Raw genomic sequence first — 23,960 nt, 5'->3', positions numbered from 1 at the left:
CGGCGCTACGGCGTTCAGCGTCGCCACCTGGGTGCGGCTGGACGCGCTCACCACGTGGGCGCGGGTGTTCGACCTCGGCAACGGCACCGGCGGCTACCTGTTCCTCACCCCGCGCGCAGCTCCGCCGGCGGCGTCCGGTACGCCGTCACCACCGGCGGCTCCGGCGCGATCCCGCGCATCGACGCGGCGAACCCGCTGCCCACCGGCGCGTGGACGCACGTCGCCGTCACCCAGGCCGGCGACCTCGGCGTGCTCTACGTCGACGGCTCCGAGGTCGCCCGCAACACCGCGCTGACCCTGCTGCCCGCGTCGCTGGGCAGCACCGCGCAGAACCGGATCGGCCGCTCCCAGTACGCGAACGACCCGTACCTGGACGGCGCGGTCGACGGGTTCCGCCTCCACGGGCGGGCCCTGGGCGCCGCCGAGGTCGCGGACCTGCACGCGACCGGCCGCTGACCACACCACCTGCCTCCTCCGAGGAGCACGCACATGCGTACCCGCAACCGGGTGTTCGGGCTGGGCGCCGCCCTGGCGCTCGTCACCGCCCTGGCCCCGCCCGCGCTCGCCGCGAACCCCATCGTCACCTCCTACTACACCGCCGACCCTGCCCCGCTGGTCGTCGGGAACACCCTGTACGTCTACGCCGGGCGCGACGAGGCGCCGCCCGGCGACACCAACTTCCGGATGCGCGAGTGGCGCGTGCTGTCCAGCACCGACGCCGCCACCTGGACCGACCACGGGGCGCGCGCGAACATCGCCACCTTCCCGTGGGCCGGCGCGGACGCGTGGGCGAGCGAGGTCGAGCCGCGCGGCGGCAAGTACTACTGGTACACCTCGGTCAACGGCAACGGCGCGGGCTGGATGGACATCGGCGTCGCGGTCGGCGACAGCCCGCTCGGCCCGTTCCGCGACGCCAAGGGCGGGCCGCTGATCAGCGACAGCACGCCCAACTCGTCCGGGCTCAACATCGACCCGACCGTGTTCACCGACGACGACGGCCAGGCGTACCTCTACTGGGGCGGCTACTGGGGCGCCCGCGCCGCGAAGCTCAAGCCCGACATGATCGAGCTGGACGGGGCCGTGGTCACGCCCAGCGGGCTGACCGACTTCTGGGAAGCGCCCTGGATGTTCAAGCGCAACGGCCTCTACTACATGCTGTACGCCGCGAACGACACCAACGGCTGCGTGACCGACTCCGCCTACGCCTGCCAGCGCTACGCCACCGCCACCAGCCCGCTCGGCCCGTGGACGCACCGCGGGGTCGTGCTCGGCCGGGTGTCGTCCACCACGAACCACGCGGGCGTCGTGCAGTTCAACGGCCAGTGGTACATCGTCTACCACAACGCCAACGCGCCCGGCGGCGGCAACTTCCGCCGTTCCGCGGCCGTGGACCTGTTGGACTTCAACGCCGACGGCACGATCCGACGCGTCACCCAGACCACCACCGGGCCACCGCCCAACCCCGGCGCACCGCCCGGCCCCGGCACGAACCTCGCCCCGTCGGCGACCGCGTCCACCTCGTACGTCTCGCCGTGGGAGTCACCGGCCGCGCTCAACAACGGCGGCACGCCCGCGAACTCGGCGGACCGCTCGAACCTCGCCTACGGCAACTGGCCCGAGCGCGGCACGCAGTGGGTCGAGTACACCTGGCCCACCGCGAAGTCGGTGAACCGCGTGTCCACCTACTGGTTCGACGACGACCAGGGCATCGACCTGCCCGCCTCGTGCCAGGTGCAGTACTGGACCGGCAGCGCCTACGCGCCCGTGCCCGGCCAGTCGGCCTGCGGCGTCGCGGGGAACACCTCCAACAGCACCACGTTCACCGCCGTGAGCACCACCCGGCTGCGGTTGTCGATCACCTCGAAGCCCGACTTCTCGACGGGAGTGTTGGAATGGCAAGCCTTCCAGGCGTGACCAGGCGGTTGGCGGCCGTCGTGGTGCTCGGCGCCCTCCTCGTGCCGGCGCAGCACGCCTCCGCCGCGCAGACCATCGGCTACCCGGCGTTCTCCGGCCCCGCGATCCCCGCGCCGCCGGTCGGGTTCAGCACCAACGGCACCATGCGCGCCATCCACGACGCGGAGAGCGGCGGCACCGACTTCTGGGTGGACCGCCTGCTCGCCCGCCCCGGCAACGACCCGGCCGGCCCGTGGTTGATGACCCGGGGCCGGGGCCTGTTCATGTACACCCACAACCCCGGCGTGGTCGGGTTCGGCGGCAACGCCGCGTACTGGGACGACATCAGCAGCCAGAACGCCTACGCCATCACGGTCGGCTCCGGCTCGCTCACCGAGCAGGTGTCGAGCCGGTGGCAGGCCCCGAGCCACTGGAAGGGCGTCTACACCCGCGCCGGGGTGCGCGTGGACGTCGCGAAGTTCATCACGCACAACAACGTCGCCGTCACCAACCTGACCGTCACCAACACCGGCTCGGCATCGACCACGCTGGCGCTGCGCGTCACCTCGCCGTACGCCACGACCGCCACCGGCTCGGAGCTGACCGGCCGGCGGCAGGTGAAGAACAACCTCACCACGATCCGGCCCCGGCTGGCCGGTGACGGGTTCACCCCCGCCAACGGCGGCCTCGACCGGTCGGTCACGCTCGGCGCGGGCCAGTCGACCACCACCAAGGTCGTGATGGGCTTCGTCACCGACGAGATCCCGCAGTCGCGCACCGAGTACGACAGCTACCGCACCCGCACGCCCGCCGTCGCGTTCGCGACCCACGTGCGCGACTACAACCGCTGGTGGGCGGACAACATCCCGTACGTCGACGTGCCCGACCCGGCGATCAAGAAGAACGTCTACTACCGCTGGTGGCTGATGCGCTTCAACCACCTCGACGTGGACATCCCCGGCCAGGACTTCCAGTTCCCGGTGTCCATCGAGGGCGTCACGGGCTACAACAACGCCATCGCGCTCACCCAGCCCATGCACATCGACGACCTGAAGTACCTGCGCGACCCCGTGTACTCCTACGGGCCGTGGCTGTCGGCCGGGCAGTCCTCCCGGGGCGGCCGGTTCATGGACAACCCCGGCGACCCGGAGAACTGGTCGAACTCCTACACCCAGTACATCTCCGAGGCCGCCTGGCGCAGCTACCAGGTGCACGGTGGGCAGCGCGCCATCGCCGGCAACCTGGCCCGCTACGCCGAGGGCGACGCCAAGGGCCAGCTCGCCACCTACGACACCAACGGCAACGGCGTCATCGAGTACGACTGGGGCGCGATGACCGGCAACGACGCCGACGCGGTGTCGTTCGACTGGCGGGCCGGCAACCTCGACCGGGCCGAGACCGCGTACGTGTGGAGCGGCGCGATGGCCGCCCAGCAGGCGTACGCGCTGGTCGGCGACACCGCGAAGGCGGCCGAGATGCAGGCGCTGGCCGACCGCGTCCGCAACGGCGTGGTCGACACCCTGTGGAACCCGTCGCGGCAGCTGCTGGAGCACAAGCACGTGGCCACCGACACCCACGTGCCCTGGAAGGAGATCAACAACTACTACCCGTACTCGGTGGGCATGATGCCCTCCACCGACCAGTACAAGCAGGCGCTGCGGTTGTTCGCCGACCCCGCCGAGTACCCGGTGTTCCCGTTCTACACCGCCAACCAGCGGGACAAGGCCGCCGCGGCGGCGGCCGGGCACCCCGGCTCCAACAACTTCTCCACCATCAACTCCACCGTGCAGTTCCGGCTGTACTCCTCGGTGCTGCGCAACTACCCGAACCAGTGGATGACCGCCGAGGACTACAAGAAGCTGCTCTACTGGAACACCTGGGCGCAGTACATCGGTGGCAACACCCAGTGGCCCGACGCGAACGAGTTCTGGGCCAACTGGAACGGCTCCAACCGCACCATCGACTACCGCTCGTGGATCCACCACAACATCCTCGGCAGCAGCAACTGGACCGTGGTCGAGGACGTGGCCGGCCTGCGCCCGCGCACCGACACCCGCGTCGAGCTGTCGCCCATCGACATCGGCTGGTCGCACTTCGCGGTGGAGAACCTGCGCTACCGGGGGCTCGACCTCGCCGTCGTGTGGGACGACCCCGCCGACGGCGTCACCCGCTACCCGGGCGTGCCCCAGGGCTACTCGGTCTACCTGAACGGCACGCGCGCGTTCACCGTCGACCGCCTCACCCGCGTGCTGTACGACCCGGCGTCCGGCGCGGTCACGTTCCCGTCCGGTTCGGGATCGGTGCTGTTCAGCACGCCGTTCGCGGGCCTGCGCGCGCCGCAGGACGTCGTGCAGGGCAGCGCCCGGATGGTCGACGTGTTCGCCAAGGCGGGGGTGGACCTGACCTCGACCACGCCGAACCTGGCGCAGGGCGCGGCCGTCACCGCGTCCCACACCGCGCCCGGCACCTCCACCGGCGCGGCCGTCGACGGGCTGCCCACCAACGAGCCGCTGTGGGGCACGTCGGGTTCGCCGAACGCGACCGACTGGTACGAGCTGGACCTGGGCCGACCACGTGCCGTCGACGAACTGCGGCTGCACTTCCGCGACGACCGCGCGGGCAACCGCTACCGGGCGCCCGCCTCGTACGCCGTCCAGTACTGGACGGGCGGCGGGTGGGCGACCGCGGCGGTCGGGAGCAGGACGCCGAGCACGCCGAGGGCCAACTACAACAACGTCCGGTTCACCCCGGTCACCGCCCAGCGGTGGCGCGTGCAGCTCACCCACGCGCCCGGGTTCAAGACGGCGTTGACCGAGGTCAAGGCGTACCAGCGCGGTTCGTGAGCCACGATCGGGGTCGTCCCGGCCGGTCCTGCTTGGACCGGCCGGGACGGGGTACCCCGACGGCATGTTCCCCGCTGAGAACCTCCGTGACTGGGTCGGCATGGACGTCATCGACCCCGATGGCAGGACCATCGGCGACCTGGAGGCCGTGTACGTCGACACCAGGACCGACCAGCCCAGCTTCCTGACCGTCTCGGTGGGTTTCATCGGGCGTCACCGCCTGGTCTTCGTCCCGGCGGTCGGGGTCACCGTGCGGCCGAAGGAGCTGCGCGTCCGCTACCCGAAGGACCTGGTCAAGGACGCGCCGTCGATCGACACGGACGGCGAGCTGCTCGCCCAGGACGAACCGAAGGTGTTCGCGCACTACCAGCTGCCCTACGACAGCGCGGGCGAACGCCTCCTCGCCCGCCGGTGACCCCGGCGCGGTACCTCGCCCGGGACCTGGCGCGGAGCCTGGTCGGCGGGATGGCGGACCGGTGGCGGCACACCGCCGCGGTCGCGGCGAGGGCCGACGAGCTGGCCGTCACCGTGCCGGCGGACGACCGGGAGGTGCTGGTGGCGGCGGCGTGGCTGCACGACATCGGGTACACCCCGGAGGTCGCGGACACCGGCTTCCACCCGCTCGACGGCGCCCGCCACCTGGAGCGGCTGGGGTGGCCACCGCGGGTGTGCGCCCTGGTCGCCCGCCACTCCGGCGCGCGGCTGGTGGCCGCCCACCTCGGCCTCGGCGACCGGCTCGACCGCTACCCGAGGGAGGGCAGCGCGGTCTCCGACGCCCTGACCCACGCCGACCAGACCACGGACAGCCGGGGGCGCCGCGTCACCGTCCCCCGGCGGCTGGCCGACATGCTGGAGCGGCACGGGCCCGACTCGCCCAACGCCCGGGTCCACCACCTGCGCGGACCGCTGCTGCTCGTCACCGCGGACCGGGTCGGGCGCAGGGTGGGGACCAGGTCGTGACGCAGGTCTTCGTCCAGCCGTCGTACGGCACGCCCGAGGCCCGGCGGTGCTGGTCGCTCACCCTGGACCGGCCGGTGCCGTTCGACGACGCCGGGCGGGGAGCGCTGCTCGACCCGGACGACCTGACCCGGTTGGGCCGCGTCCACCCGGGCGGCGCCGCGCGGTTCTGGGGCGCCACCGACCGGCACGACCGGCGGATGCGCACGGTCGAGGCCGGTGACGTGGTCCTGCTGACCGGCCGCAAGCTCGTGCTCGCGGTGGGCGAGGTGGGGCACGCGTTCCGCAACCCGGTGTTCGCCCGGAGCCTGTGGAACCCGGCCCCCGGCAGGTGCCTGTGGGTCAACGTCTACAGCCTGCGCTCCTTCCGGCCCGCGGGAATCCCCTACGAGGCGGTCTGGGCGCTGCCCGGGTTCACCACCGGCGACAACTTCATGGGGCTGCGCTTCCTCGACGAGCGCAAGGGCGCCGCCGTCCTGGACCTCGTCGCGGACCACCTGCCCGCCTGAACCTCTCCGCCGGCCGCCCTTAGTCGCGTCCTCGTGGTAAAGCAACCGCTTTCCGGGTGCTCTTCGGTCCATTATGGACTCGTCTGGCGTCCCACGGGTGGCGGCTGGACCAGCCACAAGATGATCATTAGCCTCGGTCGGACACCGCACCCTGCCCCCGGAGAGAGTCATGACCACGGCACGGGAATTACCCGACATCCTGTCCGCGGAGTTCGCCGCCGATCCCTACGCCGCCTACCGCGTGCTGCGCGAGCGGGCGCCGCTCCTGCACCACGAGGCCACGCGGAGCTGGATCGTGTCGCGCTACGAGGACGTCGAGCGGGCCTTCCGCAACCCGGTGTTCACCACCGACAACTACGACTGGCAGATCGCGCCCGTGCACGGGCGGACGATCCTCCAGATGAGCGGTCGGGAGCACGCCGTGCGCCGCGCGCTGGTCGCCCCCGCGTTCCGGGGCAGCGTGCTGGAGGAGAAGTTCCGGCCGGTCATCGAGCACAACGCGCGCGAGCTGATCGACGGGTTCCGCCACGACGGCCACGCCGACCTGGTGGGGCAGTTCGCCACGCACTTCCCGATCAACGTCATCGTGGACATGCTGGGCCTGGACAAGGCGGACCACGCGAAGTTCCACCGCTGGTACACCGCCACCATCGCGTTCCTCGGCAACCTCGGCGGCGACGAGCAGGTGGCCGAGGCCGGCCGGCGCACCCGCGAGGAGTTCGCCGCCCACATGATCCCGATCATCCAGCGGCGCAGGGAGGACCCCGGCGACGACCTGCTGTCCTCGCTGTGCGAGGCCGAGATCGACGGCACCCGCATGTCGGACGAGGACGTCAAGGCCTTCTGCTCGCTGCTGCTCGCGGCGGGCGGGGAGACCACGGACAAGGCCATCGCGGCGATCTTCCGCAACCTGCTGGAGCACCCCGACCAGCTCGCCGCCGTGCGCGCGGACCGGTCGTTGATCCCGAGGGCGTTCGCCGAGACGCTGCGCTACACCCCGCCGGTGCACATGATCATGCGCCAACCCGCGGAGGACGTGGAGCTGGGCGGCGGCGTGGTGCCCGCGGGCGCCACGGTGACGTGCCTGATCGGCGCGGCCAACCGCGACCCCGCCCGGTACTCGCACCCGGACGAGTTCGACATCTTCCGCGACGACCTGAACACGTCGAACGCGTTCTCCGCGGCGGCGAACCACCTCGCGTTCGCGCTGGGCCGGCACTTCTGCGTCGGCGCGTTGCTGGCGAAGACCGAGGTCGAGGTCGGGGTGGACATGCTGCTCGACGCCATGCCCGACGTGCGGCTCGCGGACGGCTACCGGGCCGCCGAGCACGGCGTGTTCACCCGCGGCCCGGCCGAGCTGCCGGTCGTCTTCACGCCGGTGGCCTGAACCCGCCGGCCTGGAACCCCCGCCGGCCTGGAACCCCGGTGGTCGGGCGCCGTCGACCAGGACGGCGCCCGACCACCGGGCGGTTCAGCGGGACAGGTAGGCCGGGGTGAACTCCACCGGCAGCGATTCCAGGCCGCGCATCCACACCGACTGCCGCCACACCAGCTCGTCGACGCCCACGGACAGCACCACGTCCGGCAGGCGGTCCAGCAGCACCTCCACCGCCGCCTTCGCGATCACCTCGGCGATCTCGGGCGCGGGGAACGGGCAGCGGTGCTCACCGTGGCTGAACGACATCTGCGCGTGGTTGCCCGACGACCCCGAGTGCTGGTCCGGCCGCACCTGCGGGTCCGTGTTGGCCGCCGCCAGGCCCATGATCACCAGGTCGCCCGGCCGGATGCGCTGCCCGCCCAGCTGGGTCGCCTGGGTGGCCCAGCGGCCCACGAAGTTCTGCGTGGGCGTGTCCTCCCACAGCACCTCGTTGAGCGCCTGCCCGGCGCTGCGCCGACCACCGGACAGCGTCACGGCGAACCGGTCGTCGGTCAGCATCAACCGCAGCGTGTTGCCGATCCAGTTGGACGTCGGCTGCTGCGCGGCGGCCATGATGACCAGCAGGTCCTTGGTCAGCTCGTCCTCGTTGAGCCCCGCCGGGTGGGCCAGCATCCGCGACGGCACGTCCGGGCCGGGCACGATCGCCTTGCGCCGCACCAACTCCTGCATCGCGCCCGCCAACCGCACGTAGGCGGGGATCGCGTCGTCACCGCCGTCCAGGGAGGTCTGGAGGTCGCGCACCAGCCTCGGGATGTCGCTGTCGGGCAGCCCGAACAGCTTCGCCACCACCAGCCCTGGCATCGGGTGCGCGAACTGCGCCATCAGGTCGGCCTGCCCGGACACCACGAACTGGTCGATGAGCCCGTCGGCCACCTCCTCGCAGCGCTGCCGCAGCTCGAACTGGTCGATCTCGCCGAGCGCGTCGCTGATCGCCCCGGACCGGCGGCGGTGCTCGGCGCCCTCGGCGAACATCACCGACGGCTGGTAGCCCACGTAGGGCATGAGCGACCAGTCCGGCGGGATGCGGTCCCACTGGTTCCAGCGGCGCGAGTCGCGCGCGAACAGGTGGTCGTTGGTCAGCACGTGGTGCAGCTCGCGGTAGCCGATGACGTACCAGGCGGGGATGCCGCCCTCCAGCACCACCGGCGCGACGGGGCCGTGCTCGCGCCGGAGCTGCCGGTACAGCTCGGCGGGCCGCTGCCGGAACAGCGGCCCCTCCAGCGCCACGACGGGCTTGGCGTGCGCGGGGCACCCCGGCGGCGGGGCGCTGCCGTGCGGCGGCGTCGGCGCGGTGAGGTCGGTCGGGTGGGTCACGGCGTGGTCTCCCTGGCGGAGGACAAGGCGAAGAGGTGGTTGACCAGCGCGACCAGCACGGCCTTGCTGGAGTCGCGCCGGCGTGCGTCGCAGTCGACCAGGGGAACGTGGGACGGCAGGTCGAGGGCGTCGCGGAGCTGGTCGAGCGAGTGGTGGGGACCGCCGAAGTCGTTGCGCGCCACGATGAACGGTGTGCCGTGGTGCTCCAGGCGGTCGATGGCGTACCAGGAGTCCGCCACGCGCCGCGTGTCCACCAGGACGACCGCCCCGAGCGTCCCGGCGAACAGCTGGTCCCACACGAACCAGAACCGCTCCTGGCCGGGCGCGCCGAACAGGTAGAGCACCAGTTCGTCGTTCAGCGTGATGCGGCCGAAGTCGAACGCGACCGTGGTGGTGCTCTTGGACCGCACGGCGTCGTTGTCGTCCACGCCGATCCCGGCGCTGGTCATGGTCTCCTCGGTGGACAGCGGCCTGATCTCGCTGACCGAGCGCACCATGGTGGTCTTGCCCACGCCGAAACCGCCGACCACGACGATCTTGAGGCCGTGGTGGGCGGTGGCCCGCAGCGGTTCGCGCGCCGCGGTGTCAGAGGTTCTGGAGTCCAATGAGCACCTGCTTCAGCAATTCCGGGGAGGGGAGTTCGTCCGGCGTGCGGCGGGTCATCGGGTGGCGGGCGGTCACCACGCCGGCGTCCAGCAGGTCGCACAGCAGGATCTTCACGACGCTGACCGGCAGCTTCAGGTCCGACGACAGCTCCACGACGGCGGTGGGACGGCGGCAGATCCGCAGGATGCGGACGTGCTCCGACTGCATGCCCGGCGACGGCTCGCTCTCGCTGACGATCAGGGTCACCAGGTCGACCGACCCGGCGTCGACCCGGCTGCGGCCGCCGGTGATGGTGTAGAGGCGGTCCGGGTCCTCGTCGTCGAGGCGCGGGCTCATGCCGGTCGTGAGCTGTACGGGGACTGGCGCGGCGGTGTCGAGAGGTAGTCGCCGATCTGCTCGACCAGTTCGTTCATGTTGTGGCCGATGACTCCCGCGTCGGCGTCGTCGACGGCGACGACGGCCAGGTGCGCGCCCTGCCCGGCCTCGACGATGAAGAGCAGGCCACCGTGGAACTCGGTCATCGATTGGCGCACACCGCCCGTGCCGTCGCCGAACTCGACGGACGCGCCGTAGGCGAGGCTCTGCATGCCCGAGGCGATGGCGGCGAGCTGGTCGGCCTGGTCCACCGAGAGGCCGCGGGTGCGGCACAGCTTGAGGCCGTCCTTGGACAGCACCAGGGCGTGCCGGGAGCCGGGGGTCCTGTCGAGGAGGTTCTCCAGCAACCAGTCGAGGTCGCGGTCGGTGGTGTTCATCCGGGCTGTCGGGGCCGCGGTCCTGGGCCTGCGCTGCCAGGGTGCGTGGCCCCTGCCTCCAATCCTGTCGGGGTGGTTCGGGGTGCCTGGTGGTGCGGGGGTGCCGGTGGTCGACTCAGGACGGCCAGTGGGGCGCCTCGCCGCGCAGCGGTTCGACCTCGGGGCGGGGGCGTGCGCCCGGCTCGCCGAAGCCCTCGACGGCCGGGTCGTGGCCGGGCTCGACGTGGGCGTCCGGCTCGCGCTCGTCCGGGCCGGGGGCGTTGTTCTGCGGTGCGCTGTTCTGCGGGCCGGTGTGCGTCGGGCGGCTCTCGGGGCGGGTCGCGCTGCGGAACGCGCTGAACCTGCTGCCCGCGTCCGCGCGCGGCGGCGCGGGGTCGACCGGACGGCGGGGCGGGCCGGGGAACGTGGCGCCGAGCGTGCTGCCGCGGTGGCGGCGGGGCAGCACGACGTCCTCGGCGGGGGAGTCCTGCTCGGGCACGTCGTCGGAGGTGTCGGCGGGCTGCGCGGTGTGCTCCTGCGGTGCGTGGGTGGGCTGCGCCGGGACGGGCTCGACCGCGGCGGGCTGGATCGGGGCGGGCTGGATCGGGGCGGGCTGGATCGGGGCCGGGCGCTGTGCCGGCGGGTTCTGGGCGGGCACGTGCTGGATGGGCAGGTCCAGCGTCTCGATCGTCGACAGCGCGGGCTCGAAGGCCGGCAGGCCGTTCCCGCCGTACCCCCGCGAGTCGGTGGAGCGCCGCCTGCCGCCGCCGCTCTGGCGGGGCTCGGTGATGAGCGTGCGCGGGATCATCACGACGACGCCGGTGCCGCCGCGCGACGACGGGCGGAACGACACGACCAGGCCGTGCTTGCGCGCGAGCCTGCCCACGACGGCGAGGCCGAGGCGGGTGCCGGACAGACCGGTGAGGTCGAGCGAGTCGCCGGACACCAGCCGCTCGGCGCGGCGCAGCGCCAGGTCGCCCATGACCAGGCCGCCGTCCTCGATGGTGACGACGACGCCCGCCTGCGCCTCCTCCACGTAGACGTGGACCTGCTCGGAGGGCGGGGAGAAGTTGCACGCGTTGTCGACCAGTTCGGCGAGGGCGTGCATCACGCCCTCCGCGGCGTAGCCGACGACGGCCGACGAGCTGGCCGAGTGGGTGCGCACGCGCTGGTAGGCGCTGACCCGGCCGACGGCGCCGCGCAGGATCGACTCCATGACGATCGGCTTGGTCCAGCGGCGGCCGGAGCGCGCCCCGGTGAGCACGGCGATGCTGTCCGCGAGGCGACCGGCCTGGGCGGTGCTGTGGTCGAGCCTGAGCAGGTCGCCGAGCACCTCCTCGCCGTGCCGCTCCTCCATCTCGCGCAGGTCCGCGAGCATGCTGGTGGCCAGGGCCTGCATCCGGCCCGCTGCGTTGCCGCAGGCGGCCATCGCGGCGGACCGGGCGCGCTCTCCCCGGCCGACCTCCTCGGCGAGGGTGCGCAGCACGCGCTCGTGGTGGGGGTTGACGGGCTTCTCGACCTCGGTGAGCGCGGTCGCCGGGGCGGACCCGGCGCGCAGCCGCTCGACGAGCGCGGGCGCGAGCCGGTCGGCCAGGTCCGCGGCCTCGGCGGCCACCAGGGCGGCGCGGTCGCGGAAGTGGCGCGCGGCGGTCCGCTGGTGCACCGCCGCGGTCACCGCGACGACCAGCGCGAGCGCGGCGGCGCCGGCGCACCCGCCGATGAGGAGCCGCGACTGCTCCGGCGCGACGAGCACCGCCCACGCGACCAGGCCGCCTGCGACGACCAGGGCGGTCACCGCGGCGAGGACGGCCGGTCGCGCCGGGGGGTTCGCCGGGGGACCGCTGGACGGGGTGTGTGCTGACATCAATCAGGTCCTCGCGGGCGATCGGGGGACATGCGTGCGCGCTTTCGCGACCGTGTTCTACACCATTCCCGGTGAGGGGAAAAAAGCGCTCCGGCTTTCGGTCGCCGCCGACCCGGCCGGCGGCCGATCGGCCGATCGTCGACTCCCCGGGCGGCGCGGCGGGGTCAGCCTGCCGACCGCCGTCCGCACTGTCAAGACTGGGCGGGAACGTTCACCCGTGCGTACGCCGATCAGCGTAGCGGGCAGGGAAAAGCGCATGTCCGAGGGTATGTGAAGGCGTCGGGAGCGAATGTGAGGAACATACTGTTCTTGCTCTCCGTATCGCCATTGCTCTGTTCGTGGTAAGAGGTGTGACGTTTTCGCTGATGGGAGGATTTCGCATTCGGGGAACCGGGTGGCGGTCGCGGGTGTGCGAGACCGCATCGGTGCGGTCTGCGATCGGTCGGCCGATCCGCCGTCCCGCGTTCGTCGAGTCGCCGGGGCGGTCACCGCGCAGCCGGGGGGCGAGCCATGCGCGAGGGCTTGCGGGACCCCGGTTATGAATGACCATGCAGCGTGGTGCATACTATCCAGCGTGTCCAAGGTGCTCACTTCCCTCCCCGCCGGCGAACGCGTCGGCATCGCCTTCTCCGGTGGTCTCGACACTTCGGTGGCGGTCGCGTGGATGCGTGAGAAGGGGGCGGTGCCGTGCACGTACACCGCCGACATCGGCCAGTACGACGAGCCGGACATCGACTCGGTGCCGGGGCGCGCCGAGGCGTACGGCGCGGAGCTGGCCCGCCTGGTCGACTGCCGCGCGGCGCTGGTGGAGGAAGGGCTGGCGGCACTCGCCTGCGGTGCCTTCCACATCCGCTCGGGCGGTCGCACCTACTTCAACACCACCCCGCTCGGCCGGGCCGTGACGGGCACCATGCTGGTGCGCGCCATGCTCGACGACGACGTGCAGATCTGGGGCGACGGCTCCACCTACAAGGGCAACGACATCGAGCGGTTCTACCGCTACGGCCTGCTGGCCAACCCGTCGCTGCGGATCTACAAGCCGTGGCTGGACGCCGACTTCGTGCGCGAGCTGGGCGGTCGCACGGAGATGTCGGAGTGGCTGCTGGCGCGCGACCTGCCGTACCGGGCCAGCACGGAGAAGGCGTACTCCACCGACGCCAACATCTGGGGCGCGACGCACGAGGCCAAGGCGCTGGAGCACCTCGACGCGGGCATCGAGCTGGTCGAGCCGATCATGGGCGTGCGGCACTGGGACCCGGCCGTCGGGATCGCGCCCGAGGACGTGTCGATCGGCTTCGAGCAGGGCCGGCCGGTGACGATCAACGGCAAGGAGTTCGGCTCCGCCGTCGACCTGGTGCTGGAGGCCAACGCGATCGGCGGCCGGCACGGCATGGGCATGTCCGACCAGATCGAGAACCGCGTCATCGAGGCCAAGAGCCGGGGCATCTACGAGGCGCCGGGCATGGCGCTGCTCCACGCGGCCTACGAGCGGCTGGTCAACGCGATCCACAACGAGGACACGCTGGCCGCGTACCACACCGAGGGCCGCAGGCTCGGTCGCCTGATGTACGAGGGCCGCTGGCTGGACCCGCAGGCCCTGATGGTGCGCGAGTCGCTCCAGCGCTGGGTCGGCATGGCGGTCACCGGCGAGGTGACCCTGCGCCTGCGGCGCGGTGACGACTACTCCATCATGGACACCACCGGGCCGGCGTTCAGCTACCACCCGGACAAGCTGTCCATGGAGCGCACCGAGGACTCCGCGTTCGGCCCGGTCGACCGCATCGGCCAGCTGACGATGCGCAACCTCGACATCGCCGACTCGCGCGCCAAGCTGGAGCAGTACGCCGGGCTCGGCCTGGTGGGCAGCAGGCAGTCGACGCTGATCGACACCGCGCGGGTCACCCCGACCAAGCTCATCGGCGCGATGCCCGAGGGCGGGGCCGAGGTCATCGCCTCCCGCGGCACGGTGGCCGACGACGAGCTGCTCGACCACGCGGCCATGGAGTCCGGCACCGACTGACCGACCGGCGTCCCCGGCGCGTGCGCGGCCCCCGTGGCGGCGCACGCGCCGTCGTCGTCCACCGGGTCGGGCGACCCGGTCGGGCCTCGGCGCTACCTGGCCCGCCGGTCCCGGTCGTCGTCCCGCCAGGACAACACGCCGTCCAGGCCCGTGGTGCGCAGCATCCTGGTCAGGATCGCGGACGGGGCGGTGAGGGCGAGCGCGGCGCCCGCGGCGGTGACCCGCTCGTAGGCGGCGATGAAGGCGCTCAGACCGCTGGAGTCGCAGAACGCCAGTCGGTCCAGGGAGAGCACGACCCGGTCGCCCGGCGCCGGGTGCAGCCGGTCCAGCGCCTCGTGCACCCGCGGGGCGGTCTGGTGGTCGAGCTCGCCGACGAGGGCGAGCGTGTGGGTGCCGCCGTCGCTGCTCAGGATCACGTCGAACACGGCGCCTCCGCGGGGACCACCCCGATCGCGAGGACGGCGGTGTCGTCCGACGGCATCTCGGACCACTTCTCCAGCAGGTCCACCAGGGACTCGACCACGGCGGGCGCGCGCAGGCCGGTGAACCCGGCGGCCGCCTCGGCCAGGCCCTCCTCCTCCAACATCGTGCCGTCGGCGCGGCGGGCCTCGGTGAGTCCGTCGGAGTAGAGGACGAACACGTCACCGGGCTCCAACCGCGCCGAGGTGGTGGCGAACCGGGCGTTGGCCAGCGCGCCGACGAGCTGCCCGCCGGTGGTGTGCAGCGCCTCCACCCCGCCGGTGGCGCGCAGCAGCAGTGCCGGCGGGTGCCCGCCGCCCGCGAGGGTGACGGCGAAACCGTCGCCGTCCGGTTCCAGCAGTCCGAACAGGACGGTGCAGAACCGCGGCGCGCCGGGTCGGCGGTGCTGGAGCAGGACCGCGTTGAGCGTGGTCAGCACCGCGACCGGGTCGGTGTCGTGCACGGTGGCGGCGGCCCGCAGGGCGTAGCGGGTGAGCGAGGTCAGCACGGCCGCCTCGGGCCCCTTGCCGCACACGTCGCCGAGGAAGAACCCCCACCGGTCCCCGCCCAGCGGGAACAGGTCGTAGAAGTCGCCGCCCACCTGGTCGACGGACGCGGCCTGGTAGTGCGCCGCGACGTCGAGGCCGTCGATCCCGGGCAGCGCGTCGGGCAGCAGGGTCCGCTGGAGGGTGCCGGTGAGGCGCTCCAGGCGTTCGCGCTCCCGCTCGGCCTTCCGCTTGGCCTCCAGCAGCTCCCGCTCGTACGCGCGGCGCTCGCGGGCGTCGAACACGGTGAGGCGCACCAGTTGCGGCTGGCCGTCCTCGGTGGTCTTCACGGTGGCGGTGACCAGCACGGGCAGCCGGCGGCCGTCCGCCGCCACCAGGTCCAGTGCCAGCTCGCGGGCCTCACCGTGCATGCGCAGCATCGGCGCGTAGTGCGTCTCGTGGTACAGCTTGCCGCCCGCGGTCAGCAGGTCGGTGAAGCGCCGCACGCCGACCAGGTCCTCCCGGCGGTAGCCGAGCCACCCCAGCAGCGTGTCGTTGACCTTGGCGATCTCGCCGTCCAGCAGCGTGGACAGGTAGCCGCACGGCGCGTTGTCGTACAGGTCCTCGGCGCTGTCCTCCAGCAGCGAGGAGAACACCACCCGCTCGTCGGACCACCGGTCGCCGTCGTCCCCGGGCTCCTCGGGCTCGCCCACCCGTGCCCCGGCCGCGCACATCACGGTCGCGCGCTCCCGGAACGGTCCAGGAAGTCCCGGATGGCGGCGGTGGTCTCCCCCGGCGCGCTCAGGTTCGGGCAGTGCCCGGTCGCGTCGAGCACGACGAACTCGCTGCCGGGCACGGCGCGGTGCACGAACTCGCCGACGCGCCGGTGGGCGATGACGTCCTCGCGGCACTGGAGGACCAGGGTCGGCACGCTCACCCCGGCCAGGTCGTCGCGGTTGTCCGACAGGAACGTCACGCGCGCGAAGTGCCGGGCGATCTCCGGGTCGGTGCGGCAGAAGCTCTCGGTCAGCTCCCGGCCCAGCTCCGGGCGCTCCGGGTTGCCCATGATGGCCGGCGCCATCGCGGCCGACCAGCCCAGGTAGTTGCTGTCCAGGGAGTCCAGCAGCTCCTCGATGTCCTCGGCGGTGAACCCGCCGACGTAGTCGCCGTCGTCCACGTAGCGCGGCGACGGCCCCACCAGGACCAGGGCGCCGAAGCGCGACGGGTCCTCGTTCGCGGCCAGGACGCCGATCATCGCGCTCACCGAGTGCCCGACGAACACCGCGTCGCGCAGGTCCAGTTCGTCCAGCAGTTCCAGGACGTCGGAGGCGTAGCCGCGCAACGACGAGTAGCGCTCCGGCCGCCACGCCGACAGGTCGGAGTTCCCGGCGCCGACGTGGTCGAACAGCACCACCCGGTGCTCCGCCTCGAACGCGGGCGCCACCAGTCGCCACATGTTCTGGTCGCAGCCGAAACCGTGCGAGAACACCAGCGGTCGGCCGTCCGCACGACCGGAGACGGTCACGTTGTTCCTGCTCCGCACGTCCATCGTGGCATTATCCCACCACCGCCGGGGGAAGTCGGCATGACCGCCGTCACCGCGTGTCACGAACCGTTCGCGCGGTGGCGGTGTCGTCGACGGGTCGAGCAGGTCCCCGGCCGGTGGCGAGGGGACGAGCCGATGGACCGCCTGCGCGCCACGCTGCTGGACGCCGCCGGCGCGCCCGGCCACGACTGGGAGGAGGCCGGCGAACTCCTGCTCGACGCCCTGGTCACCGCGCCCACCGCGGAGGTATGAGATCGGCCTCACGCGGGAGCACGCGGGCACGCCCGCGCGTTGTAGGGGGTGATGAGCGAACAACTCCGCTTCCGCGTCCTCGGCGACTCGCTCGCCGCCGGTGTCGGGTGCGCGCGGGTCGAGCAGACCCCCGGGCACCTGCTGGCCGAGGTGCTGCGCGAGGCCGGGCACCGGGTGGACCTCGGCGTGCACGCGGTGTCCGGCGCGCGGTCGACCGGCCTGGCCGCCCAGGTCCGCGCCACCGCGCCGACCGGCGTCGACCTGGCGCTGATCGTGATCGGCGCGAACGACCTGACCTCGTTCACCCCGCCCGCGCAGGGCGCCGCGCTGCTGCACGACGCCGTCGCCGACCTGCGCCGCGCGGGCGGGCGGGTCGTGGTGACCACCGCGCCCGACCTCGGCGTCGTCTCGCACGTGCCGCCCGTCTACCGGTCGTTCGTGTCCCAGGCCAGCGGGCTCTACGCCCGGGCCCAGGCCGACGCGGTGGTGCGCGCCGGCGGGGTGGTGGCCGACATCGGGTCCCACCTGCACGGCCGCTTCGCCGCCGATCCCCGCCTGTTCTCGGCGGACCGCTTCCACCCCTCGCCCGCCGGGTACGCGCTGATCGCGGACGCCCTCGCCCCGTTCGTCCTGGCGGCGGCCGACCAGCGGGCCGCCTGACCCGCCCCGGCGCTCGGATACGATCAAGGCAGGACCACCGAGAGGGGCTGTCGTGGGTCGTTCCGGATCGGTCGGGGTGATGCTGCCGCGCGACCTCGCGCCCGCCGCGGTGCTGCCGTTCGCGCGCCGCGCCGACGAACTCGGGTTCGACGAGCTGTGGGTGGTGGAGGACCTGGGGTTCCGCGGCGGGGTCGCCCAGGCCGCGGCCGTGCTGGCCGTGACGCCCCGCATCCGGGTGGGCATCGGGCTGCTGCCCGCCGGCGCCCGCAACGCGGCGTTCGCCGCCATGGAGGCCGCGACGCTCGCGCAGCTGTTCCCCGGGCGGGTCGACATCGGCGTCGGGCACGGGATGCCCGCGTGGATGCGGTCGGTGGGGCAGTGGCCGGCCAGTCCGCTGACCCTGCTGGAGGAGCACGTCCGCGCGGTGACCGCGCTGGTGCGCGGCGAGGCCGCCGAACGCGGCCGGTACGTCTCGCTCGACCCGTCGGTCCGGCTGGAGCCGGCGTGCGTGCCGGACGTGCCGCCACTCGTCCTCGCCGGGGTGCGCGGGCCGCGGTCGCTGGCCGTGTCCGGTCGCGTGGCCGACGGCACGGTGCTGGCGGAACCGGTGACGCCGGAGTACGCGCGCGCCGCGCTGGCCCAGGTCGACGCGCGGCGGCCGCACCGCCTCGTGGCCTACAACGCCACCTCCGTCCACCCGGACCGCGCCACCGCCGTCGAGGCCGTCCGCCCCGGCCTGGCCTGGATCGGCGAACCCGACTGGGCGCCGCACCTCGCGCCGCTGCCGTTCGCGGAGGAGTTCGCGGCGCTGCGCCGGGAGTGCGGCGACCGGGACGAGTTCGCGCGCCGCCTGCCGGAGGAGTGGGTGCGGCAGCTGTCGGTGGTCGGCACCGCCGACGACGCGCGGGCGCGGCTGGCCGAGCTGTTCGACGCGGGGGTGGACAGCGTCGTGCTCATCCTGGCGGACGCCGACCCGGCCGACGGCCTGGAGCGCCTGGCGGCCGTCCTGTAGCGGTGGCGCGACCGGTCCGGGGGAATCGGTCCGGGGAACCGGCGGCGGGGTCCGCGCGTCCACAGCTGTGATCACCCCACCGCCCCGGAAGGAGTCGTCGTCGTGCGGAACACCGCGCGCATGACCCTCGTCGCCCTCGTGTCGACCGCACCGCTGCTGTCGGCCTCCTGCGCGGCGGACGGCGCCGACGTGGGCGCGCGGGGGACGACCACGTCCGCGGGACCCGCTTCCCTCATCCGGCAGATCCCGGTGGAGGTGGCCGCCGACCTGGTCGTCGACGGCACGACCGTCACCTGGGTCGAGGCGACCCTGGACACCTCGTCGCGGACGGGCCCGAGGGTGGTCCCGGTGGCGGGCGCGAAACCGGAGACCGCCCGGCTCGCCGAGGACGCCACCTTCTTCACCCCCGGCCCCGGCGCGCCCGAGGTCACCGCGGACGGCCTGGGCGCCGAGCCCGTGAGCCGCGGCGAGTTCGAGACCACCCGGGACGCCTTCGCGCCCAAGCTGTTCTTCAACGCGCGCGGCGAGGTGGTCAGGATCGCCACCCGCCACCGCCCGTAGGGGAGCGGCCGTCGTGCTCGCCCGGACCGGGCGAGCCGTCACGGGACCGGCGGGATCGGTGCCCGGGTGGCCTCCTCGACGGTGGAGTGCGCGGGGAACACGGGCAGCAGGCCGACGACGCGCAGCAACCTGGTGATGTGCGGGGGCGTGCCGGCCAGGACCAGCGGGCAGCCCGCGGCGTCGGCGTGCCTGCGGGCGGCGATCAGGGCGGACACCCCGGTGGAGTCGCAGAAGGTCACGGCGGTCAGGTCGACCACGACGTGGTCGCCTGCGCGCAGGACCAGGCCGCCGACGGCGTCGCGCAGGCGGGCGGTGGTGCCGAGGTCCAGTTCGCCGTCGAGGGCGACCACGTGGAAGTCCTCCAGCTGCCGGGTGGTGACGCGCAGGCCGCTCACCGGGCTCCCGCCGGACGGGGCACGCCGACGGCCAGCACGGCCGCGTCGTCATCCAGGCCCTCGCCGAAGTCGTCCAGCAGCCGGGTCACCGCCGCGATCACGTCGGGCGCCGAGGCGGGGGCCAGGGCCGTGGCGAACTCCAGCAGCGCCGTCTCCTCGTACCGGTCGTGGGCCGTGCCGGTGCGCGCCTCGGTGAGGCCGTCGGTGTAGAGCAGCAGGGTGTCGCCGGGACCGAGGTGCGCGGTCGTGGTGACGATGTTGGCGTGCGGCAGGATGCCGATCAGCTGACCTTCCGGGGTGCGCAGGTAGTCGGCGGCCCCGTCGGCGCGCAGCAGCAGCGCGGGCGGGTGGCCGCCGCTGGCGAGCGTCGCGGCGTACCCGTCGGCCTCGGGCGTGAGCACGCCGAAGACCACCGTGCAGAAGCGCGGCTGGCCGCCTTGGAACTCCTGGTTGAGCACGGTGTTGAGGTTGTCGAGCACGGCGGCCGGGTCGGGGTCGTACACCGCCGCCGCGCGCAGCGTGTACCGGGTCAGCGAGGTGACCGCCGCCGCCTCGGCGCCCTTGCCGCACACGTCGCCCAGGAACAGCCCCCACCGGTCGTCGGACAGCGGGAACAGGTCGTAGAAGTCGCCGCCGACCTCGTCCGGGCTCGCGTGGTGGTAGTGCGCGGCGACCTCCGCGCCGCGCGGCGCGGTGAGCACCGGCGGCAGCAGCGTGCGCTGGAGGGTGGTGGCCAGGCGCTGCGCCCGGTCGCGGGCCTCGTCGGCCGCCTTGCCCGCGCGCAGCAGCTCCCGTTCGTAGGCGCGGCGCTCGCGGGCGTCGAACACGGTCATCCGGGTCAGCGGCTCCTGCCCGTCGCCGCCCTCCCGGACCGTCGCGGTGAGCAGCACCGGCAACCGGTCGCCGTCGGCGGTCAGCAGTTCCAGCGCGACTCCGTTGACCTCACCGTGCATGCTCAGCAGCGGCGCGAGGTGCGTCTCGTGGTAGATCCGGCCGCCGACCGACAGCAGGTCGGCGAACCGCAGCCCGACCAGCTCCTCGCGGGTGCGGCCCAGCCAGCGCAGCAGCGTCGCGTTGACCTTGGCGATCCGCCCGTCCGGCAGGGTCACCAGGTTCCCGCACGGCGCGTTCTCGTACAGGTCCTCGGCCAGGTCCGGGGACAGCGCCGCGGACCCGGCGCGGTCGTGGTCCGCCCCGGCCTCGGCCCGGCGCCCGATCCCCGTCATCACCTCGGCGCGCCGGCGCGGGAGGGGAGCGCGTCCGGCGTCCGGCAGTGGCCGGTGGCGTTCACGGTGGGCATCGTCCAACCCTGGCAGACCCGACGTGCCGGCGCACTTCCGTCGCCTTCCGTCAGCGGGCGGTGAGCCGGGTCACCAGGTCGGCCCAGCCCGCCCCGACCCGGGCCAGTGGCATGCCCAGCCGGGTCGTCAGGTGGTGGACCAGGGCGGTGTCGAGGGACGCCAGCAGGGTGTGGGCGAGCACGTCCACGTCGGCGTCGCCGGTGGCCTGGCGGAGCAGCGTGGTCAGGTGGGCGATGCGGACGCGCCGGGCCGGGGCGGTGAAGCGGCGGTCCGGACCCGGGTCGGCGGCCAGGTAGAGGTCGCGGTGGGCGTGCTCGTGACGCATCACGGCGGGCCCGAAGGCGAGCAGGCGCCGCACCGGGTCCGCGCCCGGGCCGAGCGGCGGGGGTCCGGTGATGAACGCCTCCTGGAGGCGTTGTTCCTGGTGGTCCAGCAGGGCCAGCAGGAGGCCGTTGCGGTCGCCGAAGCGGCGGGACACGGTGCCCTTGCCGACCGACGCCGCGGCGGCCACGGCCTCCATGGTCAGGTTGGCCGCGCCGTGCTCGGCGGCCAGGCGGGTCGCGGCCTCCAGCAGGCGGGCCCGGTTGCGCACGGCGTCGGCGCGCAGCCTCGGTGCCGCGTGCACGGGGGTCAGCGGGAGCACCCGCCCGCGCGGTGCTGTGGGCTCGCTCACGGTCGAAGCCTAGCCGGAAGAGAAACGGACCGTGGTCCGTTTATCGTGGGGTACCGGACCGCGCACCACCCGCACTCACCTGGGGAGCACCCCGATGACCGTTCGCATCCTCGCTCTCGTCGGCAGCCTCCGCGCCGCGTCGCACAACCGCCAGCTCGCCGAGGCCGCCGTCCGGCTCGCCCCCGAGGGCGTCGAGGTGGCGCTGCACGAGGGACTGGCCTCCGTGCCCTTCTACAACGAGGACATCGACGTCGAGGGCGACGTGCCGCAGGCGGCGGCGGAGCTGCGCCGCGCCGTGGGCGACGCCGACGCGCTGCTGCTGTTCTCCCCGGAGTACAACGGCACGATCCCGGCCGTGCTGAAGAACGCCATCGACTGGCTGTCCCGGCCCTTCGGCGCGGGTGCCCTGTCCGGCAAGCCGGTGGCCGTCGTCGGCACCGCGTTCGGCCAGTACGGCGGCGTGTGGGCGCAGGACGAGGCGCGCAAGGCGGTCCGCATCGCCGGCGCCGCCGTGGCCGACGACCTGACGCTGTCCATCCCCGCCTCGGTGACCCGCTTCGCCGAAACCCACCCGGTGGACGACGCCGAGGTGACCGCCCGCCTGGTCGAGGTCCTGGCCGGTCTGTCCGGCCGCGTCGGCGTCGCGGCCTGAGCCCCGCGCGGGCGCGTCCCCGGGTCGCGGGGACGCGCCCGCGACGTGCGCACCGTCCTCGAAGGACCGGACCTGAGCGGGCCGCGTTCGTCGGCGGTTCGATGAGCGGCAACACGATCCGGGCCTGCGCCGCGCGGGCCGGCACGGCCACCACGAGTGCCTCCCGCGCCGCCGCGGCGGCCTCCCTCGCCCCGGTGCGGATCGGAGGCCGTCGTCGACCGGGCCGGTCACGCGACGGACGTCGAGCAGCCGGACGCGTTCGACCGGGGCCTGCTGCGCTCCCGGCCCGCTGACGCCCGTCGGGGCGCCCTCCCGGCCTGTACGGTGGTGCGCGTGGTGACGGAGGCGGGCAGGAGGCCGCGCGCCGAGCAGGTCGGGGCGACGCGGCAGCAGATCCTGACCGCGGCGGAGCGGCTGTTCGCCGAGCAGGGCCTGTACGCGGTGTCGAACCGGCAGATCAGCGCCGCCGCCGGGCAGGGCAACAACGCCGCCGTCGGCTACCACTTCGGCACCAAGGCCGACCTCGTGCGCGCCGTCGTGCGCCGGCACACCGCGCCGATCGAGGCGCTGCGCCGGGCGATGGTCGAGGAGGTCGCCGACCCGACCGACCTGCGCGCCTGGGTGGACTGCCTGGTGCGGCCGGTGACCGCGCACCTCGCCTCGCTGGGCGACCCGACGTGGTTCGCCCGGTTCGGCGCGCAGGTGACGGCCGACCCCGCGTTCCGGGGGATCATGGCCGAGGAGTCGCTCGCGGACCCGTCGCTGCGGCAGGTGCTGGACCGGTTGCACGCGTGCCTGCCCGACGTGCCCGACGCGGTGCGGGCCGATCGCGCCCACATGGTCCGCCACCTGGTCGTGCAAGTCTGCGCCGAGCGGGAACGCGCCCTCGCCGAGGGCTCCGACACGCCGAGGCGCACCTGGGACGAGGCCGCGACCGGGCTGGTCGACGCGATCACCGGGCTGTGGACGGCGCCCTCGACGGCGTCCTCCGCGACGCCGTCGGCGACGGGCTGACGACTTCGGCCTGTCCGCCTGTCCGCAGTCGATCCGTCACAGCGCGTTGCGCCGGACCGGACCGCCGTGGTTAAGTCAGCTGATTGACTCAATGGCTGCGGTGATGGGGTGCGGTGGTGACCACGGGCAACCGGGCGGTCGAGACCCGGGAGCTGATCCTGGCGACCGCCGAGCGGCTGTTCGCCGAGCGCGGCGTCTTCGCGGTGTCCAACCGGCAGGTCGGCGAAGAGGCGGGGCAGGGCAACAACTTCGCCGTCGGCTACCACTTCGGCACCAAGGCCGACCTCGTGCGCGCCATCGTCCGCCGGCACACCGAGCCGATGGAGCGCACGCGCGCGCGGATGCTGGCCGAGGTGGAGCACAGCCGCGAGCCGCGCGACTGGGTGGCCTGCCTGGTGCGCCCGTACACCGCGCACCTGGCCGAGCTGGGCAACCCCACCTGGTTCGCCCGGTTCAGCGCGCAGGTCATGACCGACCCCGGCCTGCGGCGGACCACCGTCGACGAGGCGCTGGCCACCGAGCCGATGCGGCGCATCGTCGACGGGCTCAACCGCTGCCTGCCCGCCGTGCCGCTGCCCGTGCACCTGGAGCGCGGCGCGATGGCCCGCAACCTCATCTCGCACACCCTGGCCGAGCGGGAGGCGGCGCTGGCCGCGGGCGCGCCCACGTCGAAACCCAGCTGGGACGCCGCGGCCACCAGCCTGATCGACGCGATCGTCGGCCTCCTGCTCGCGCCCGTCACCCCGACCGGCGCGTGAGAACCGCGTGCACGAGA

25 protein-coding genes are annotated in these 23,960 nt (G+C 73.5%); 14 read left to right on the top strand and 11 right to left on the bottom strand.

What is annotated here, in order from left to right:
- Nucleotides 1-54: 54 nt before the first annotated feature.
- The 7 genes from CKY47_RS14215 to CKY47_RS14185 all read left to right on the top strand — a co-directional run bounded on the left by CKY47_RS14215 (nucleotide 55) and on the right by CKY47_RS14185 (nucleotide 7,589).
- Complete coding sequence (locus CKY47_RS14215) at nucleotides 55-456, top strand: LamG domain-containing protein (protein WP_306746243.1); 402 nt, start codon at nucleotides 55-57, stop codon at nucleotides 454-456.
- A gap of 33 nt (nucleotides 457-489) precedes the next feature.
- On the top strand, nucleotides 490-1,914 hold the full coding sequence (locus CKY47_RS14210) for a glycoside hydrolase family 43 protein (protein ID WP_306746242.1): 1,425 nt from the start codon (nucleotides 490-492) through the stop codon (nucleotides 1,912-1,914).
- Nucleotides 1,911-4,736: a discoidin domain-containing protein gene (locus CKY47_RS14205; RefSeq protein WP_306746241.1), complete on the top strand. Its 2,826-nt coding sequence runs from the start codon at nucleotides 1,911-1,913 to the stop codon at nucleotides 4,734-4,736. The genes CKY47_RS14210 and CKY47_RS14205 overlap by 4 nt, the downstream gene beginning before the upstream one ends.
- Before the next feature lie 64 nt (nucleotides 4,737-4,800).
- Nucleotides 4,801-5,151 (top strand): PRC-barrel domain-containing protein, encoded by a 351-nt coding sequence (locus CKY47_RS14200; protein ID WP_306746240.1) that lies wholly within the window; start codon nucleotides 4,801-4,803, stop codon nucleotides 5,149-5,151.
- Nucleotides 5,148-5,696, top strand: a complete 549-nt coding sequence (locus tag CKY47_RS14195; protein ID WP_306746239.1) for an HD domain-containing protein — start codon at nucleotides 5,148-5,150, stop codon at nucleotides 5,694-5,696. The genes CKY47_RS14200 and CKY47_RS14195 overlap by 4 nt, the downstream gene beginning before the upstream one ends.
- Nucleotides 5,693-6,202 (top strand): hypothetical protein, encoded by a 510-nt coding sequence (locus CKY47_RS14190; RefSeq protein WP_306746238.1) that lies wholly within the window; start codon nucleotides 5,693-5,695, stop codon nucleotides 6,200-6,202. The genes CKY47_RS14195 and CKY47_RS14190 overlap by 4 nt, the downstream gene beginning before the upstream one ends.
- Nucleotides 6,203-6,371: 169 nt before the next feature.
- Nucleotides 6,372-7,589 (top strand): cytochrome P450, encoded by a 1,218-nt coding sequence (locus CKY47_RS14185; RefSeq protein WP_306746237.1) that lies wholly within the window; start codon nucleotides 6,372-6,374, stop codon nucleotides 7,587-7,589.
- Between the two features lie 84 nt (nucleotides 7,590-7,673).
- Here CKY47_RS14185 and CKY47_RS14180 read toward each other — a convergent pair whose 3' ends face one another.
- From CKY47_RS14180 to CKY47_RS36905, 5 genes are all read right to left on the bottom strand, one after another.
- Nucleotides 7,674-8,867 carry a cytochrome P450 gene (locus CKY47_RS14180; protein ID WP_306746443.1) on the bottom strand — a complete coding sequence of 398 codons (1,194 nt, stop codon included), beginning with the start codon at nucleotides 8,865-8,867 and terminating at the stop codon, nucleotides 7,674-7,676.
- Between the two features lie 83 nt (nucleotides 8,868-8,950).
- Nucleotides 8,951-9,559: a GTP-binding protein gene (locus CKY47_RS14175; RefSeq protein WP_306746236.1), complete on the bottom strand. Its 609-nt coding sequence runs from the start codon at nucleotides 9,557-9,559 to the stop codon at nucleotides 8,951-8,953.
- Nucleotides 9,540-9,896, bottom strand: coding sequence for a DUF742 domain-containing protein (locus tag CKY47_RS14170; protein WP_306746235.1), 357 nt, complete (start codon nucleotides 9,894-9,896; stop codon nucleotides 9,540-9,542). The genes CKY47_RS14175 and CKY47_RS14170 overlap by 20 nt, the downstream gene beginning before the upstream one ends.
- Nucleotides 9,893-10,312 (bottom strand): roadblock/LC7 domain-containing protein, encoded by a 420-nt coding sequence (locus CKY47_RS14165; RefSeq protein WP_306746234.1) that lies wholly within the window; start codon nucleotides 10,310-10,312, stop codon nucleotides 9,893-9,895. Before CKY47_RS14165 ends, CKY47_RS14170 begins: the two co-directional genes overlap by 4 nt.
- A 115-nt stretch (nucleotides 10,313-10,427) precedes the next feature.
- The gene (locus tag CKY47_RS36905; RefSeq protein WP_371320665.1) at nucleotides 10,428-12,155 is read right to left on the bottom strand and encodes an ATP-binding protein; all 1,728 of its coding nucleotides are present in this window, start codon (nucleotides 12,153-12,155) and stop codon (nucleotides 10,428-10,430) included.
- Between the two features lie 574 nt (nucleotides 12,156-12,729).
- Between CKY47_RS36905 and argG the strand changes: the two genes are divergently transcribed.
- Complete coding sequence (argG, locus tag CKY47_RS14155; RefSeq protein ID WP_306746233.1) at nucleotides 12,730-14,175, top strand: argininosuccinate synthase; 1,446 nt, start codon at nucleotides 12,730-12,732, stop codon at nucleotides 14,173-14,175.
- 92 nt (nucleotides 14,176-14,267) lie between these two features.
- On the opposite strand, the gene CKY47_RS14150 is transcribed toward argG, so the two are convergent.
- Genes CKY47_RS14150 through CKY47_RS14140 form a run of 3 tightly spaced genes read right to left on the bottom strand, consistent with a single transcriptional unit; the run spans nucleotide 14,268 to nucleotide 16,668 of the window.
- Nucleotides 14,268-14,600, bottom strand: coding sequence for an STAS domain-containing protein (locus CKY47_RS14150; protein WP_306746232.1), 333 nt, complete (start codon nucleotides 14,598-14,600; stop codon nucleotides 14,268-14,270).
- The gene (locus tag CKY47_RS14145; RefSeq protein WP_306746231.1) at nucleotides 14,588-15,832 is read right to left on the bottom strand and encodes a PP2C family protein-serine/threonine phosphatase; all 1,245 of its coding nucleotides are present in this window, start codon (nucleotides 15,830-15,832) and stop codon (nucleotides 14,588-14,590) included. Before CKY47_RS14145 ends, CKY47_RS14150 begins: the two co-directional genes overlap by 13 nt.
- Before the next feature lie 20 nt (nucleotides 15,833-15,852).
- The gene (locus CKY47_RS14140; protein WP_306746230.1) at nucleotides 15,853-16,668 is read right to left on the bottom strand and encodes an alpha/beta fold hydrolase; all 816 of its coding nucleotides are present in this window, start codon (nucleotides 16,666-16,668) and stop codon (nucleotides 15,853-15,855) included.
- 300 nt (nucleotides 16,669-16,968) lie between these two features.
- Between CKY47_RS14140 and CKY47_RS14135 the strand changes: the two genes are divergently transcribed.
- From CKY47_RS14135 to CKY47_RS14125, 3 genes are all read left to right on the top strand, one after another.
- A complete protein-coding gene (locus tag CKY47_RS14135; protein WP_306746229.1) occupies nucleotides 16,969-17,577 on the top strand; it encodes an SGNH/GDSL hydrolase family protein in 609 nt (202 codons plus the stop codon).
- A 52-nt stretch (nucleotides 17,578-17,629) separates the two neighbouring features.
- Complete coding sequence (locus CKY47_RS14130) at nucleotides 17,630-18,589, top strand: LLM class flavin-dependent oxidoreductase (protein WP_306746228.1); 960 nt, start codon at nucleotides 17,630-17,632, stop codon at nucleotides 18,587-18,589.
- 102 nt (nucleotides 18,590-18,691) lie between these two features.
- Nucleotides 18,692-19,150: a hypothetical protein gene (locus CKY47_RS14125; protein WP_306746227.1), complete on the top strand. Its 459-nt coding sequence runs from the start codon at nucleotides 18,692-18,694 to the stop codon at nucleotides 19,148-19,150.
- A gap of 38 nt (nucleotides 19,151-19,188) precedes the next feature.
- Here CKY47_RS14125 and CKY47_RS14120 read toward each other — a convergent pair whose 3' ends face one another.
- The 3 genes from CKY47_RS14120 to CKY47_RS14110 all read right to left on the bottom strand — a co-directional run bounded on the left by CKY47_RS14120 (nucleotide 19,189) and on the right by CKY47_RS14110 (nucleotide 21,519).
- Nucleotides 19,189-19,545, bottom strand: coding sequence for an STAS domain-containing protein (locus CKY47_RS14120; protein ID WP_306746226.1), 357 nt, complete (start codon nucleotides 19,543-19,545; stop codon nucleotides 19,189-19,191).
- Nucleotides 19,542-20,771 carry a PP2C family protein-serine/threonine phosphatase gene (locus tag CKY47_RS14115; protein WP_306746225.1) on the bottom strand — a complete coding sequence of 410 codons (1,230 nt, stop codon included), beginning with the start codon at nucleotides 20,769-20,771 and terminating at the stop codon, nucleotides 19,542-19,544. Before CKY47_RS14115 ends, CKY47_RS14120 begins: the two co-directional genes overlap by 4 nt.
- Before the next feature lie 124 nt (nucleotides 20,772-20,895).
- On the bottom strand, nucleotides 20,896-21,519 hold the full coding sequence (locus tag CKY47_RS14110) for a TetR/AcrR family transcriptional regulator (protein ID WP_306746224.1): 624 nt from the start codon (nucleotides 21,517-21,519) through the stop codon (nucleotides 20,896-20,898).
- Between the two features lie 94 nt (nucleotides 21,520-21,613).
- Between CKY47_RS14110 and CKY47_RS14105 the strand changes: the two genes are divergently transcribed.
- The 3 genes from CKY47_RS14105 (at nucleotide 21,614) to CKY47_RS14095 (ending at nucleotide 23,943) form a co-directional block, all read left to right on the top strand.
- Nucleotides 21,614-22,171: an NADPH-dependent FMN reductase gene (locus CKY47_RS14105; protein WP_306746223.1), complete on the top strand. Its 558-nt coding sequence runs from the start codon at nucleotides 21,614-21,616 to the stop codon at nucleotides 22,169-22,171.
- Between the two features lie 333 nt (nucleotides 22,172-22,504).
- The gene (locus CKY47_RS14100) at nucleotides 22,505-23,185 is read left to right on the top strand and encodes a TetR/AcrR family transcriptional regulator (protein WP_371320664.1); all 681 of its coding nucleotides are present in this window, start codon (nucleotides 22,505-22,507) and stop codon (nucleotides 23,183-23,185) included.
- 113 nt (nucleotides 23,186-23,298) lie between these two features.
- Nucleotides 23,299-23,943, top strand: a complete 645-nt coding sequence (locus tag CKY47_RS14095) for a TetR/AcrR family transcriptional regulator (RefSeq protein WP_306746221.1) — start codon at nucleotides 23,299-23,301, stop codon at nucleotides 23,941-23,943.
- Nucleotides 23,944-23,960 lie beyond the last annotated feature (17 nt).

Origin of the sequence: Saccharothrix longispora (assembly GCF_030852425.1) — a bacterium.
Lineage (GTDB): Bacteria > Actinomycetota > Actinomycetes > Mycobacteriales > Pseudonocardiaceae > Actinosynnema > Actinosynnema longispora.
This window is presented reverse-complemented; position numbering and strand designations above follow the sequence as displayed.

What these genes read in the sequence shown, in the direction of transcription:
- CKY47_RS14210 (WP_306746242.1), top strand. Translation starts at nt 490, where the DNA reads ATGCGTACCCGCAACCGGGTGTTCGGGCTGGGCGCCGCCCTGGCGCTC.
- CKY47_RS14200 (WP_306746240.1), top strand. Translation starts at nt 4,801, where the DNA reads ATGTTCCCCGCTGAGAACCTCCGTGACTGGGTCGGCATGGACGTCATC.
- CKY47_RS14185 (WP_306746237.1), top strand. Translation starts at nt 6,372, where the DNA reads ATGACCACGGCACGGGAATTACCCGACATCCTGTCCGCGGAGTTCGCC.
- CKY47_RS14170 (WP_306746235.1), bottom strand. Translation starts at nt 9,896, where the DNA reads ATGAGCCCGCGCCTCGACGACGAGGACCCGGACCGCCTCTACACCATC.
- CKY47_RS14165 (WP_306746234.1), bottom strand. Translation starts at nt 10,312, where the DNA reads ATGAACACCACCGACCGCGACCTCGACTGGTTGCTGGAGAACCTCCTC.
- CKY47_RS36905 (WP_371320665.1), bottom strand. Translation starts at nt 12,155, where the DNA reads ATGTCAGCACACACCCCGTCCAGCGGTCCCCCGGCGAACCCCCCGGCG.
- CKY47_RS14140 (WP_306746230.1), bottom strand. Translation starts at nt 16,668, where the DNA reads ATGGACGTGCGGAGCAGGAACAACGTGACCGTCTCCGGTCGTGCGGAC.
- CKY47_RS14135 (WP_306746229.1), top strand. Translation starts at nt 16,969, where the DNA reads ATGAGCGAACAACTCCGCTTCCGCGTCCTCGGCGACTCGCTCGCCGCC.
- CKY47_RS14115 (WP_306746225.1), bottom strand. Translation starts at nt 20,771, where the DNA reads ATGACGGGGATCGGGCGCCGGGCCGAGGCCGGGGCGGACCACGACCGC.
- CKY47_RS14105 (WP_306746223.1), top strand. Translation starts at nt 21,614, where the DNA reads ATGACCGTTCGCATCCTCGCTCTCGTCGGCAGCCTCCGCGCCGCGTCG.